Source organism: Shewanella indica, assembly GCF_002836975.1.
In the GTDB taxonomy this organism is placed as follows: Bacteria; Pseudomonadota; Gammaproteobacteria; order Enterobacterales; family Shewanellaceae; genus Shewanella; species Shewanella indica.
This window is the reverse complement of the sequence record NZ_NIJK01000046.1, coordinates 41,423-54,829: the sequence shown is the minus strand read 5'-3', so window position 1 is coordinate 54,829 and position 13,407 is coordinate 41,423. Positions and strand designations below refer to the sequence as shown.

Below are 13,407 nucleotides of genomic sequence, written 5' to 3'. Positions count from 1 at the left end.
GATTAACAGCCTGATGTTTCAACATGGTAGCTGGGCAAAGCACCTTTTGCTGAGGATTGGAGATATTCCACCCAACATTTAGCAGTATCAGAAGGTGTCAGGTCTGTTGGATGAATAATCGCCGCACCTTCCAGTGTCGTCTCAACTGAAGGTGCTCCAATAATGGTCCACTCTGCTGAGTCAATATCCAGAATTGCAGCCAAATCTGCTTGATTCTGCTGAATATAACCAAACGCAACGTTAGCACTGATGTCATCACTGGCATCAGCATTACCTTTATCATCAAGGATGATTGAAGCTGTCGTAGCCCCCTCTTTGCCTTGAATAGCTGCCTTGGAATACACCATGGCATTGGCCCCCTGAAGTGCCGCCTTCATTCCCTGGAGAGTGGATGCTCTGGCATCGGATTGCAGATTGATAAACTTGGGCGCTGCTACCACAGCTAAAATACCGAGAATGATGATCACCACCACCAATTCTATCAAGGTGAAACCTTGTTGTTTTCGCATAGCGCTTTCCTTTGGTTCAAAAAATACAATTCAATCAGTTGCTGAAACTCAAGACCTGACCGGTTCCCGGGTTATAGGTAATACCCTTGGCGCCTGTGGTGTTGAGATCCGGCGCCGGTGTTGCCACGCCTGAACTTTGGTTCAGTGCCAATGATGCCACCTGATGGTAAACACAGAGATCCAGCCCGGTTATTAAAGTACCGTCAATGGCTGTAGCACTTACACCTGCACCATCCAGGGCTCTGACGGTATAACGTTGTTCTCTGGCATCAGCGGTATAAAGCACATTTTTGGGCGCGCTCTGTAGCACAGTATTAAACACTTGCTGGCAACTGGCATCATCCATGGAAGTAGCCGAAGTATTGCCAGTGCCGGTTGGATAACCGAAACGGGTGTCCAAAGACACGGAAATACCATCGAGGAGCACTGACGTATTACGGCGACCATCAACCTCCCATTGGGAGCGTACAAAACTCACCGCCGTAGCCAGGCCACCCGTCACGCCTTCGAGGCTGGCATCCTCGGCATCATCTGTCACATTCAAAAAACGCGGAATAGCTGTTGCGGCCAGCAGGCCCAGGATAACTATTACTATCACCAACTCGATTAACGAGAAGCCTTGCATCTGTCGTTTCATCTAGGTTTCCTCCACCTGTTCGCCATGGATATTAGCAGCTCCGTTAAGATAAAAAACCATTTAGTCAATAATCTGTATTTGACGTCAAAAAAATGACCCTTCCAGTGTCCAACTGATAGCTCAAACTGTCACCGGCAGGGCTCAGATAACGGCAACTTTGATCCCGGTTGATAAACTGAGCTTGAATCACCCCCTTATCCGGTATACCTCCCAGAAGCTGCTGCCAAAGCACCTCGCAGCCTTTGTCATCCCGGCTGGGTGCCTGTGGCCAACCGGCCGGATTCATTGCCAATGGACTAGGCTGCACCTCGTGATCCAATGTTTGCCAATCCAGTTGCATCTGTTCAGGGCGCCCCAAACGCAACCACTGGGATCTCACCATAGCTATCACATTCAACATCCTATGGTGTTCAAGCTGCAGCCCTCTGGCCGATACCTTGTCCACAGCAGAAAAATAACGCATTCCCAACACCGCCAAAATAATCAACAGAATCAACAGCGCCGCCATACTGGCAAAGGTTCGCAGCAGATCTTCCTCAGCCTGATGCTGGCTTGGCATCAGCCGCCTCCCTTGACCACATTGAGCATGTCCCACATAGGCAGATAAATACCCAGGGCCAGGATTAACACAACAACTGCCACTATGCCGATCAAAATAGGTTCCAGCCTGGCGGTGAGGTTCTTGAGGTCATAATCTACCTCACCCTCATAAAAATCGGCGGCATCATTGAGTAGCTGATCTATGCGGCCGGTTTCCTCCCCAACCGCCACCATCTGCAACACCAGAGGCGTAAACAACTGACTCTGATTGGAAACCCTCAGCATAGATTCCCCCGCTTCGACCCCGCGGCGCATGTTGACGATTCTGTCGTGCATATAACTGTTATCCACGGCGTCGGCCACCAAGCTGAGCGCCTGAGTCATGGGCACCCCGGCGCTCAACATCATGGCGAAACTACGGCAATAACGAGCCAGGGTCGAGCGCTCTATGATGGAACCCACCGCCGGAATATGCAGTTTCCAACGATCCCACTGCTTTTCCCCCTGCTCGGTTTTGTGCCAATAACTCACCCCGAGTACAGTTACCACCAGCGCCACCAGCATCAAGGACCAATAATTGACAAACAGGTTGGAGGTACCGATAAGCAACCGGGTCGCCCAGGGTAATTCGGCATCGAAGCGGGAAAACATTTCGGCGAACTTGGGGATCACCATAATATTGAGGATCACCAGTGCCAGCACCACCGCCAACAGAACAAACATGGGGTAACGCATGGCAGATTTGATCCGTCTGCGGGTTTCCTGCTCCCGCTCGATATAACCGGACAACTGCAAAAAGGCATCTTCCAGTTTGCCGGTGTTTTCTCCCACATGCACCATGGAGACGAACAAGGCGTCGAACACGTCCGGATGGTGGTTCATCGCCGACGACAGCGGCCGCCCGGCGGTCAACTGCTCTGAGACATCCTGCAACGCCTCTTTCATCCGCTTTGAATGGGTGGTTTCCGCCAGCCCGGCAATGGCTCGCAGAATAGGAATGCCGGAGCGGGTCAGGGAATACATCTGCCGGGTAAAGATCTGCAGTTCATCCAGGCTGACTCTGCGTTTCAGTAGGCCCTTGAGGCTAAGATCCCGGCCCGCTTTGACCTCATTGAGTTCCAGCGGGATCACGGCTCTGGCCAGCAGTTGATCGGCTGCCGCACTTTCAGAGGCGGCATCCAACTGCCCTTTTACCTGTTCACCACCGGCATCCCGGCCCCGATAGGCATAAAGCGGCATAATCAGACCTCATCCCTAGCCATCATCTCGGCCGCCAACGGCACCTGAGCTTCAGAGACATCTTCCACCAACTTGGCGACCTCTTCTATGGTTGTCAGGCCAGAATGCAAATACGCCAATGCCGATTCAGCCAGCGGGGTAAACTGCTCGCTGGCGTAAGCGGCGCGGGCAAACTCATGGGGATTACCGCTGCGCATCGCCTCTATCATGGCTTCATCCAGTTCGAGGATCTCAAATACCCCAATCCGGCCACGATAGCCGGTGCCGGAACAGCTCTGACACCCAGTGCCCACTCTAAACCTGGCATCGGAAAAGTCGCGCTTGCTGATGCTCTGGAGCCAGACCCTGTCCTGCGGCGTGAGTTGATAATCTGTGGCGCAGTTCTTACACACCCGCCGCACCAGGCGCTGGGCGATAATGACCCTGAGGGCACTGGCCACCAAATAACTGGCCGCCCCCATATCAAGCAAACGCAGGGCGCTGGTAATGGCGTCATTGGTGTGCAGGGTCGAGAGCACGAAGTGACCTGTCAGGGCGCCGCGCAAGCCGATTTCGACGGTTTCCTGATCCCGCATCTCCCCCACCATTATGATGTCGGGATCCTGGCGCAAGGTGGTGCGCAGTACATTGGAAAAATCCAGGCCTATCTTGTGATTGACCTGCACCTGGTTGATCCGCGGCAGTTGGTATTCCACCGGATCTTCCACAGTAATGATCTTGCTCTCAGCCTTGTTCAGTTCACTGAGAATGCCGTAAAGTGTAGTGGTCTTACCCGAACCTGTAGGGCCTGTGACCAACAACATGCCGTGGGGGCGTTTTATCTGCCGCCGTACCCGCTCAAGAATATGAGGTGGCATCCCGGTTTCATTCAGGGTCAAGAGCCCTGCCGATTGATCCAACAGCCGCATCACCACAGACTCACCGTGATAGATGGGCATGGTAGACATACGCACATCTATCTGATGGCCTTTGATTTCAATATGAAAACGGCCATCCTGGGGCAAACGTTTTTCCGAGATATCCAAGCCGGCCATCAGCTTAAGCCTGAGCACCAGCGCCGCGGCGATATTGACCTCTTTGAGCACGTTTTCCTGCAACAGACCATCCACCCGCTGGCGGATCCTGAGCGACTTGTCACCGGGTTCAATGTGAATGTCCGAGGCGCGGATCTGCACCGCATCCTCGAAAATCGACTGCAACAGCTTAACCACTGTGGTCTCGTTGTCGCTGTCTCCTTCAGTCAAACTGGCGAGATCGAACTGATCATCGGCGGCGTATTCCTCCTCCAACTTACCGGCCATCTGGGCAATGTGGCCGGTGCGGCGATAGAGGTTGTCAAAAGCATCGAACAGCTGCTGTTCCTTCACCACCGCCAGTTTCAGGCGTCTTGGCGCCAACAGCACATCCAATTCATCCAGCGCCTGCAGATCGGCAGGATCGCTCATGGCCACCAGCACGGAATCGCTATCGGCCTCAATCACCAAAGCTCGAAAACGCCGCGCCTGCACTTCAGACAAGAGGTTGACCACCTCGGCAGGAATGGGGCGCTTGCTGATATCGATAAAGGGAATATTCAACTGATGCGAGAGAAACTGCAGCAGCTGCTCCTCGCTGATAAAGTCCATGTCTATCAGGGTGCGTCCCAGCTTGCGGCCGGTTTGTTTTTGTTGTGACAGCGCGTTTTGCAGCTGCACCTCGCTGATAATCTGCTCCTGTACCAGGAGATCACCGAGGCGCATTTTCAACTTGGGTTTCACTGGCGGCCTCCTAACTGGACGAGTCGGTTTTCTATGTAGTCACGGGCATCCGAGGACAAGCCCTGGCGCTTGAGTGCTTCCTGGTAACTGGCCTTGGCGGCATCATAATCGCCACTCGCATCCTGGGCATAGGCTAGCCCCAACCACCAGCGCCCCTGAGAGGCATCCTGCTGGATCAAGCTAAGATAACTTTGTTGTACCAAGGGCCAATCCTTGAGACTTTGGCCAAGTTCCGCCTGCAGCAGCCATTTCTCGCGCCCAAGCTCGCTGCCATCGGCTATCTGTTGCAAACTGGCAAGAGCCAGAGGTAACTCGCTGCGAGCCTTCTGCACCCGGGCCAGCAACAACCAAAACACTGGTTGCTGCGGATAACTTTCGGCACCTTGACGCAGCAGTACTGCCGCCTTGTCCAACTCGCCACGGCCATAAAACAGCGCAGCCAGCTCCTGGCGGGCGTTGTGATTGGCATCATTCAAACGCAAGGCTTCGGCATAGGCCGACATTGCCTTGTCTGTCTGTCCCAGTTCCTTGGCCTGTTGTCCCTGTTGTAATTTCTTTTGCGACAGCTCTGCCGGGGTCAGAGAGACCTGAGTCACGCTCATTTTCGTCTGGCTTGGTTTAGCAGCCGCTGATCTGGATTGGGTTATCCGGCCACTCTCATTGGAGCTGGGCTTCTGCTCCAAGCCTGACTTTTCATTGCGACCCGGTGTTTTTATTTGTGCTGACTGAGATGGCTCTTGTCCAGCCTCCTGTCCGAGCGGCTCTGCCTTGGCGGCCGGAATATCACTAACGGCCTTGGTATCAAATTGCCCAGAGGCGGCACGGCTCGAATTGAAGCTGCCCGTTTCTGAGCCATAGATTTCCGGGCTTTTTGTTTCAAAGTCGTTCGTTTCAGAGCTTTTTGTTTCAAAAGCTGAGCCTTGAGCATTCAAGCCCGTATCAGGAGCTTTGGATTGTTCACTTGGAGCCAGGCTCTTGCTGGGAAGTTGCAGCACCGAGATCTGCGCCTCAGGATTCAAATTTAATCTATCACTGCCATCGGCAGCACTTGAGACTGCCCTCGGCTGTGGCCGATTTCGGCCCGTGGGCCCAGGCTCATACGGCACAGTCTGCGATGGCTCTGCTCGGTCACCACTAAAGTTTTGAGTTTGGGATGAGCTTGGGTTGTTACTTTCCAGATAACCCCCCAACCATAACCCCAGCGCCAACAAAGAGATGCCGAGCAGTGTGCCACCCAGCAGCAACCACCAGGGGGTGGCCGCCGCGTGACTGGCCTGCCCCACCGGCACATGAGCTAAGTTGTGGGGCTGCTGGCGTTTATCCAGGTCCTTGAGCATCTGATTGACCACGCTCATAGTCCAGTTCCCCTCATGGCATAAATCCCGATCGAGGCGCCGACTGAAGCAAGGAGCAGCGCTAGAGTCGACCAAAGCCAGCGCCAGTTGGAAGTACGGGAAGTATCTTCGGTATCCTTGATGGCGCCTTTGATATGAGTGGATGTTACTTGCTGTTTACCTTCACCGAAACAGAGCAGCAGCGCCTTGTGCGCCAAAATATTCACCAATCTGGGGATCCCTCTGGCGGCGATGGCAATACGCTTACTGTCTGCGGCGCTGAACAACGCCGGCCCCTGATAACCGGCCACTGCCAATCTGTGGCGCAGATAGGCATAGACTTCGTCCTGGGTCAGCGACCGCAAGCGATAGCTGAAGGTAATCCTCTGGCGTAACTGTCGAAACTCTTGCTGCGCCAAGCGCGCATCAAGCTCGGGCTGGCCGAAGATCACCACCTGCAGCAACTTGCGGCTCTCGGTTTCCAGATTGGTCAACAGCCGCAAAGCTTCAAGACTCTCATCCGGCAGAGCTTGGGCTTCATCAAGCAGCAAAACAATATTAAGCCCTTGGGCACTGAGCGCCAGCAGTTGCTGCTGAATAAGACCACTGAGTTGCTGCTGATCTTTAATATCACTCACGGCAATCCCCAGCTCCTCGGCAATCGCCAGCCTGAGTTCTGCCGGGGTCAGATAAGGATTAGGCAACCAGGCGCAGCGAAACTGCTGCGGTAACTCGTTGAGCAGTTTGCGGCACAGCAAAGTTTTGCCGGTTCCCACCTCGCCGGTGACCTTGATAAAACCTTCACCGGTTTGCAGCGCCACCTGCAATACTTGCAAGGCCTCCACATGGGGAGCCAACCCCAGGAAGAATCCTGTGTTGGGGGTCAGGGCAAAAGGCATGCTCTGCATGCCAAAGTGCTGCAGATACATAGAAGCGGTTATTCCTGTGGATACCAGCGGTCGAGCAAGCTCTGGGAACGTTGCAGTTCTTTTTGCCAGGTGCCATCAACTACCACGGTCGGCTTGAGCAAAATCACCAGCTCTGTCTTGCGCTTTAACTTACTGCGGTTGGTAAAGGCTTCACCGATAAAGGGAATATCGCCCAGTAGCGGCACCTTGGATACCACTTCGGTATTCTCGCTCTTCATCAGGCCGCCAATCACCACCACATCACCGGAAAGCGCCTTGATGACAGTGTCGGACTCACGGATTTCACTCTGGGCCAAGGGCAGATCCAACGAAGAGTCACTTATCTTGATACTCTTGTTCTGCTCTTTGACATCCGTGACTGAAGGATGTACATGCAGCAAGACACTGCCGTCTTTGTCTATTTGGGGCGTCACATCCAGAGCGATTCCCGAGAAGAAGGGCGTCAACTCCACCTCAGGAGAGGTCACAGGCGTAGTGCTGGCCACTGTGGTAGAGGAAACATCCGTGACAAAGTATTCGTCACGGCCAACTTTGATCACCGCCTTCTGGTTGTTGGACGCTGTCACTCTGGGGCTTGAGAGCACATCGACATCGCCTTGGGTATCGAGCAGAGTGATCAAAGCCGAAAAATCCGTACCCGTAATTTTCAACGAAGTTACACCACCGATCACATTTGAGATCGAATCGGCAAACGTTCCTCCAGAAGTACCGAAACCCACCTCAGCTTTATGACCTCTGCGATCATAACTGCCGGTGATTCCATCCCAATTGTTATCTGCACTCCCTCCATCAGAGGCTAACCTATCCCATTGGATCCCCTGCTGATAACCATCGGAGAGGGTCACTTCGAGGATCTTGGCTTCCAGAATAACCTGCCGCTGCAGATGGCTCTCGGCGGTGGAAAGGAAACTGCGAATTTGCCGTAACTCATCCGGATTGGCTCTGACGGTTACCAAGCCGGCCTGGGGAGTGACCACCACGGAGCGGCCATCGCCACTGTTGCCCAGAATTGATTCCAGGGTCTTTTGCAGCTCGCCCCAGAAATCTGTCTTGGTGCGGGAACTGATAAAGGTGCCGTTGGTGTTATTGCTGTTCTGGTTGTTGCTATTGTTATTGTTGTTATTGCCAAAACCACTGTTGTTATTGTTGTTCAGGCCATTATTGTTCTGATTGCTATTGCCGTTGTTGTTATTGTTGTCAGAGATCCTTCCCGAGCTGACCGAGGTCAGCGACAGACCGATACGCTCCATATAGAGGTAATTGACCGGGAAAGTCTCGGTTCTAAGGCCAGCGGGATAGACCCTCAAGACTCGTCCTTCCCGGCTGATCTCATAACCGTAAATATCCTGCACTACCTGCAAGGCTTCACTCAGAGTTACGCCCTTGAGCGATAAAGAGATATTGCCGCTCACTTGTGGATGCACAGCCACACTGAAGGGAGTGCCTTCCACCAAACTCGGAAAAAACACTCTGGCATCGACATCATTGGCCGAGACATCAAAACGCCGCTCTGTCTGCATAGGTGCCGCCAGCCCGGCCAAAAGACCATCGGCATTCAACTCCTGCTGCACACCGGGAGGCAAGCTGGCCGGAGGCGGCACCACCGCCTTGGCATTTTGCTGTGCCAAAGAGTCGCGTAACGCCTCTTTGGAAGCGGCTGGGTTGGGCCTATCCGTGGTTTGGCAGGCCGCCAGGCCCAAAGCCAACAACGGCAGCATACAGGCGAGTCTGGTTTTCATTAATGTTTTTCCTTGCGCTCGGTAATCGCTTGAAACAGATAGAGTCGGCGGCCATCGGCCAGCAAAACACTGCCCTGATCGATACGGCTTAGCACCACACCTTGAATCCTGTCTCCCTGGCGGTAAATTTGGTTATTGATCACGGCCCGCCTGCCCTGAGGTCCATTGAGCAGACTGCTCAGTACCAAGCCCTGCCCGCCCGGCTCCTTGGCCGGAGCGTTCAGCCCCTGCGCCGGCATGGTGGGGTCCCGCAAACTGGCGGCAACGAGATCCTGGCTACAGAGTAGCGCCAATAAGATTAAGCTCTTAGCTAGATGATGCCACACTGATAAAGTCCTCATTAATGCTGAGCGTGTATAACTCAAGTTGCACACTGGCCTTGGGATACTCAGACACCCTGTAATCCAGGCGCTTCCAATAAAGCTTGTCCGGCATCTTTTCCACCGCCTGTACAAACTTGAGCACGGCGAAATAGTCACCTTCCAGCTCCAGCACTATGCCGTGGCTATAAAGATTCATCTGCTGCTCATCGGCTTTGCCTACCACCAGCAAAGGGGTTGGGGCGACAGACTTGAAGCCGGTCAACTGTATTCCCTGCACCCGTTCCAGCAAGGCGGTAAGCAATGACGGCATATAACTGGCGGGCACCATGTCAACCATCTGGCTGTCCAGCTGTTGATCCAGCGCAGCGATATCACGATTCACTTGCGCCAAATTTGCCTTGAGCGCCGTATCCGGATCTTCCGCCAGGCGTTGACGATAGAGCGCCAGCTGTTGCTGGCTGAGCTTGATGCTACTCTGGCCAGCATGCAGCCGTTGCAGATTGCTCTGGCGCTCCAGCCAGAAAGACTCCAGCGGCAGATACAGCAGCAATAGCAGCAACAACAGGCTGACTCCCGCCACCATGCCTCTTTCTCTTTGACTCAAACCATCAAAGGCTTGGCCCAGACGCCGAAGGAAATTCATTTCTTCACCTCCAGGGCTTCACTGGTCAGAACGAAGGCCAATGGCTGGCCTGGCTCCCGAGCCATGGTCATGGAAGCAAACGAGCGCCCTCTCAGACTCTCTGTTTGTTTGAGCTTGTCTATCCAACGCGGCAGACTCTGCGGATATTGGCCGAAACCTTCAAACGCCAATTTGCCTTCTTCCAGCTTGATGCGACTCAGCCACACACTGCCATCGGACACTTGAGCCAACTCCTGCAGCACAGGCGCAAAGCCCTTGGAGGTCATGCGCTCCCGCTGCCCAAGTTCGGTCAGCAGTAACCCCTTGAGCTCCCGCTCCTGAGTACGGCGCTCCAGCTCAACGACCAGCTCGGCACTAGGGCGACGCTTGGCCAATTCGGCTTCCAGTTGTTGTTTTTCGCTCTCCAAGGCCTGGCGCTGCGACTCGACCTCAAGCAACTGCCTGGACACTTGCGTTTGCTGCCACCATCCCAAGCCGATAAGCGAAAGCCCCAGTAACAAGAGCACACCTGCAATAGCCAACAAACGGGCGAAACTGAGCCTTAACCTGGGGGGCAAGAGAGAAGGCGAATAGAGATTGACCCGGGTCTTGCTCATTTACTCCCCCGCTCAAGTTCCTGATAGCTGAGTTCAGCCATTTTCATGCCGACATCCATGCCATCTACCGGACGCACCTGCTGGTTGAAATTACGGGACACAAGTTGCGCCAAGGCATAGGTTTGCCCCTGAACCATAATGTCAATCGAGGCCACCGGCGCTTGCCGAAGCTGACTTTCAAAAAAGTCCATCGAGCGCTGGATCTCCAGGCTAAGGGTATCGGCAACGCCGAACCCCAAGGATTCGGCATCGGTCTGATGCAATTCGGCAAATCCGCGGATACGCCGCTGCATATAGAGCTCACCCTCGCGTACCACAGTGAGTAATAACTCCTGTCCAGGCACTTGGCTTATCACCAGCCTGGCTAAAGGGTCTTGGTTAAAGAGGTTAGTGGGCAGTAACTCTTCGATGCTGATCCCCACCAACTGCATACCGGCCTTATCGATTTCCTGGGCCAAGGCAGACAAGCGACTGTGGGAACAGACGACAACATTGAGTTTGTCACTGCTTTTAATCGGCGATTCAAAGTAATCCAAATGGATATCGGTTGGCGGCGTGCTGACCATATCCTTGACCGCCCACACCAATGCCTGAGCCATCTCATCGGCTTCAACCTTGGGCCGGTCGGCACTCAAAAGCTGATAGCGACCAAAACCTAAAGTCAATTGTAATTTTGAAGGGCCAAAATCGGCATAAACCGAGGAAAACAGTGAGTTCCAATCATCTTTGTGCAGTGGATAGCAGTGACAAAGGGCTCTTTGATCGTCATTTTCCGGGCGAAAGACCCAGGCGTGATTGGCCGCGAGGAACACCCCGGTATTGCTACCGGATTGAGGCGCGCCAAAGTTGAAAAGACGACTGATGAATGACTTGTTCGTCATAAGAAACCCTGAGTCCCTGTGAAAACGGCAGCGTTTATCGTACCCATAAGGTTATGAACTTGCTGCCAATTTAAAGTTAAGTCAATATTTTGGCATGTTCATTCTAAACACTAATCAATTCATTTTATAGGCAAATATTATTAAACTGAGAGCTGCCCTAAAGATAGGCTCAGCAAAGTCGGCAAACAAGTCCAGCCTGTAGTAACCCGGAACTCTTTCTTGATCAGGCTGTTGCCGGCATAGGCTCGCTGAACCAGCTACCCTGAGCGGCGCTGACGCCGAGTATTCTCAGTGTCTGCCACTCTTCAAACAACTCCACCCCCTCGGCGCAAACCTGCACTTCGGTACGGTAGAGTCCACCTATCAAGCTACGAACAAACAGTTGGTTTTCGGGTCGTAAATGGATCTGCCGCACTATGGATCTGTGCAGCTTAATCAGTTGGAAACCTGTGTCCTGAATATATTGGGTGCTGATCACCTGCTGGCCCACATGATCGACACACAGGCGCGCGCCCATCTTGCGGATCATCTGCAGCCTGGAGGCTATTTTCTCCTGATTGGGCGCCGCGATATCTTCACTGACCTCGAAGATCAGCCTGCCGGTCAGGTCCCGGTATTCCAGCAAGGTGGTACGCAACCAGCGAATAAAGGCTCGGCTCATCAGCGAATCCAGACTCAGGTTGATGCTGAAACAAACCTTCTTGTCCGGCTCACTTGGCAGCAACTCAAACAAGACTCTTTCCAGAGTCTGACGCTCAATTTGCGGCATCAGGCCACATTTAACCGCCATAGGCAAAAATAGGGTCGCCCGCACCAGATTACCTTCAGGATCCCTGGCTCGGGTAAACACTTCTCTGTGATGCAGCTTGCCGTCACAATCCATCACGGGCTGGGTATAAGCCAGAAATCGCTTATTGACCAAGGCCATTTCCAGAAAGCTGCGCCAGCGTACCGAGCCCTTGGCAAACTCCTGATCTACCGCGCCCTTATCATACATAAACCAGGTATTGATCCCCTGCAACTGCGCCGCTCTCAGGGCCATTTCCGCCTCTTCCAGCAGTTGCTGATGACCATCACCCACTTTGAAATAAGCGCCGCCGAGATGATAGAAGTTGTCGGCGTTGTCCAGCTTGGGCAATACCTGGCTTTGGCAGACTTTTAACAAGCGGATTGCCAGTTGATCAGCCTCAGCCAGGGAAATTTGGGTCACCACTATTGCAAACTGGTTATGGGAACGACGGGCAAAAAAGCTGTTGGGCTGTGACTGCAGTATCTGGCTGATGCCATTGACGTTTTGTCTGAGCAGTTCCAGCGTCAGACTGTCCCCCAGCTTTTGTTGCAGCAGATCCAGATCTTCCAGCTCCAACAGATAGAGCACCCCATGGGCTATCATGCCCTGCTCATTGCTCAGGGCATCGAGGCGATTCTTGAGAAACAGACGATTACCTATACGAGTGTCGGGATCCAGAAAGGTATTGCTGCGGATAAACTTGTCAAATCTGGCACGTTCTTTCTGGGCATCGGCCAGCTCTTCCAGCAAACGGCTGAGGGCACGGTTGATCAACCTGGGTTTACCCTTGCCCGGCATCGCCTGCGCTTTTTCGTGCTCACCCAGGAGAATCAAACGGCTGCGCTGTGCCAGCTCTTCAATGCCCTCCAGTTGCCGCGAATACCAGAGATAACCAAAGCGGACAAACGCCAGCACGGCCCCCACGCCAAGTAGAATTATCAAGACTTCATACCAACCTGGTCTGTGCTGAGAAAACGGCTGCGGCAGTTCCAGCTCCATACGAAACTCAGGGTTATTCTTCAACGAAGATTGATAGCGCACCAGATTTTCTGTAGCGATATTGCCTTTATATTCAAATAGTAATTTATCATGATGCCAGAGCTTAAAACTGGCAGCATTGTAGGCAATTAACATGGGAGGCAGCCAGGACTCCAGCTCCCAGTTACTGCCGGAGTGGTATTGATTGGCCAGCATGGTTTCCAGCTCCGTGACCTTCTGTTGCTGGAACTTATAAGTCAGCTGCAGAAAACTCATCATGGCGCAGAGCAGAAACACAAATGCCACTATTGTCAGCGACAAGAGCCAAAAACTGGTGAGCTTTTTTGTGAGAATACGGGTGAGTTTCATCGAGGGCGATCCTGCCAGTCTTATTCTTCTTGGGGGTGAGCCGCCTCACTGCGGGAACTCAACTTGCTGATTATTCAGCAGCCATACGCAAAAGGCAACCAACAAGCAGCATAGACCAGAAAATGCCCCGTTTGCCTTGCAAA

At 53.3% G+C, this 13,407-nt stretch carries 13 protein-coding genes; all 13 read right to left on the bottom strand.

Annotated elements, in window-relative coordinates; genetic code table 11:
* Window positions 1-2 precede the first annotated feature (2 nt).
* Window positions 3-509 (bottom strand): prepilin-type N-terminal cleavage/methylation domain-containing protein, encoded by a 507-nt coding sequence (locus tag CX650_RS15735; RefSeq protein ID WP_101096364.1) that lies wholly within the window; start codon window positions 507-509, stop codon window positions 3-5.
* A 34-nt stretch (window positions 510-543) separates the two neighbouring features.
* Window positions 544-1,146, bottom strand: coding sequence for a pilus assembly FimT family protein (locus tag CX650_RS15730; RefSeq protein ID WP_039034083.1), 603 nt, complete (start codon window positions 1,144-1,146; stop codon window positions 544-546).
* Between the two features lie 64 nt (window positions 1,147-1,210).
* Window positions 1,211-1,705, bottom strand: a complete 495-nt coding sequence (locus CX650_RS15725; RefSeq protein WP_101096363.1) for an MSHA biogenesis protein MshF — start codon at window positions 1,703-1,705, stop codon at window positions 1,211-1,213.
* Complete coding sequence (locus CX650_RS15720; protein WP_101096362.1) at window positions 1,705-2,925, bottom strand: type II secretion system F family protein; 1,221 nt, start codon at window positions 2,923-2,925, stop codon at window positions 1,705-1,707. The genes CX650_RS15725 and CX650_RS15720 overlap by 1 nt, the downstream gene beginning before the upstream one ends.
* A 2-nt stretch (window positions 2,926-2,927) precedes the next feature.
* Complete coding sequence (locus CX650_RS15715; RefSeq protein ID WP_101054731.1) at window positions 2,928-4,682, bottom strand: GspE/PulE family protein; 1,755 nt, start codon at window positions 4,680-4,682, stop codon at window positions 2,928-2,930.
* The gene (locus tag CX650_RS15710; protein WP_101096361.1) at window positions 4,679-6,037 is read right to left on the bottom strand and encodes a tetratricopeptide repeat protein; all 1,359 of its coding nucleotides are present in this window, start codon (window positions 6,035-6,037) and stop codon (window positions 4,679-4,681) included. Before CX650_RS15710 ends, CX650_RS15715 begins: the two co-directional genes overlap by 4 nt.
* Complete coding sequence (locus tag CX650_RS15705) at window positions 6,034-6,945, bottom strand: ExeA family protein (protein WP_101096360.1); 912 nt, start codon at window positions 6,943-6,945, stop codon at window positions 6,034-6,036. The genes CX650_RS15710 and CX650_RS15705 overlap by 4 nt, the downstream gene beginning before the upstream one ends.
* Window positions 6,946-6,953: 8 nt before the next feature.
* A complete protein-coding gene (mshL, locus tag CX650_RS15700) occupies window positions 6,954-8,684 on the bottom strand; it encodes a pilus (MSHA type) biogenesis protein MshL (RefSeq protein ID WP_229800111.1) in 1,731 nt (576 codons plus the stop codon).
* Window positions 8,684-8,977, bottom strand: coding sequence for an MSHA biogenesis protein MshK (locus CX650_RS15695; protein WP_157823054.1), 294 nt, complete (start codon window positions 8,975-8,977; stop codon window positions 8,684-8,686). Before CX650_RS15695 ends, mshL begins: the two co-directional genes overlap by 1 nt.
* A 13-nt stretch (window positions 8,978-8,990) precedes the next feature.
* Complete coding sequence (locus CX650_RS15690) at window positions 8,991-9,650, bottom strand: type II secretion system protein GspM (protein ID WP_101096358.1); 660 nt, start codon at window positions 9,648-9,650, stop codon at window positions 8,991-8,993.
* Window positions 9,647-10,246, bottom strand: coding sequence for a PilN domain-containing protein (locus CX650_RS15685; protein ID WP_101054715.1), 600 nt, complete (start codon window positions 10,244-10,246; stop codon window positions 9,647-9,649). Before CX650_RS15685 ends, CX650_RS15690 begins: the two co-directional genes overlap by 4 nt.
* Window positions 10,243-11,127 (bottom strand): MSHA biogenesis protein MshI, encoded by an 885-nt coding sequence (locus CX650_RS15680; RefSeq protein ID WP_101054712.1) that lies wholly within the window; start codon window positions 11,125-11,127, stop codon window positions 10,243-10,245. Before CX650_RS15680 ends, CX650_RS15685 begins: the two co-directional genes overlap by 4 nt.
* A 223-nt stretch (window positions 11,128-11,350) precedes the next feature.
* Entirely contained in the window at window positions 11,351-13,264 is a 1,914-nt protein-coding gene (csrD, locus tag CX650_RS15675) for an RNase E specificity factor CsrD (RefSeq protein ID WP_071475665.1), read from the bottom strand.
* Between the last annotated feature and the right edge of the window lie 143 nt (window positions 13,265-13,407).

What these genes read in the sequence shown, in the direction of transcription:
- CX650_RS15705 (WP_101096360.1), bottom strand. Translation starts at nt 6,945, where the DNA reads ATGTATCTGCAGCACTTTGGCATGCAGAGCATGCCTTTTGCCCTGACC.
- CX650_RS15720 (WP_101096362.1), bottom strand. Translation starts at nt 2,925, where the DNA reads ATGCCGCTTTATGCCTATCGGGGCCGGGATGCCGGTGGTGAACAGGTA.
- CX650_RS15730 (WP_039034083.1), bottom strand. Translation starts at nt 1,146, where the DNA reads ATGAAACGACAGATGCAAGGCTTCTCGTTAATCGAGTTGGTGATAGTA.
- CX650_RS15725 (WP_101096363.1), bottom strand. Translation starts at nt 1,705, where the DNA reads ATGCCAAGCCAGCATCAGGCTGAGGAAGATCTGCTGCGAACCTTTGCC.
- mshL (WP_229800111.1), bottom strand. Translation starts at nt 8,684, where the DNA reads ATGAAAACCAGACTCGCCTGTATGCTGCCGTTGTTGGCTTTGGGCCTG.
- CX650_RS15685 (WP_101054715.1), bottom strand. Translation starts at nt 10,246, where the DNA reads ATGAGCAAGACCCGGGTCAATCTCTATTCGCCTTCTCTCTTGCCCCCC.
- CX650_RS15690 (WP_101096358.1), bottom strand. Translation starts at nt 9,650, where the DNA reads ATGAATTTCCTTCGGCGTCTGGGCCAAGCCTTTGATGGTTTGAGTCAA.
- CX650_RS15710 (WP_101096361.1), bottom strand. Translation starts at nt 6,037, where the DNA reads ATGAGCGTGGTCAATCAGATGCTCAAGGACCTGGATAAACGCCAGCAG.
- CX650_RS15735 (WP_101096364.1), bottom strand. Translation starts at nt 509, where the DNA reads ATGCGAAAACAACAAGGTTTCACCTTGATAGAATTGGTGGTGGTGATC.
- CX650_RS15680 (WP_101054712.1), bottom strand. Translation starts at nt 11,127, where the DNA reads ATGACGAACAAGTCATTCATCAGTCGTCTTTTCAACTTTGGCGCGCCT.
- csrD (WP_071475665.1), bottom strand. Translation starts at nt 13,264, where the DNA reads ATGAAACTCACCCGTATTCTCACAAAAAAGCTCACCAGTTTTTGGCTC.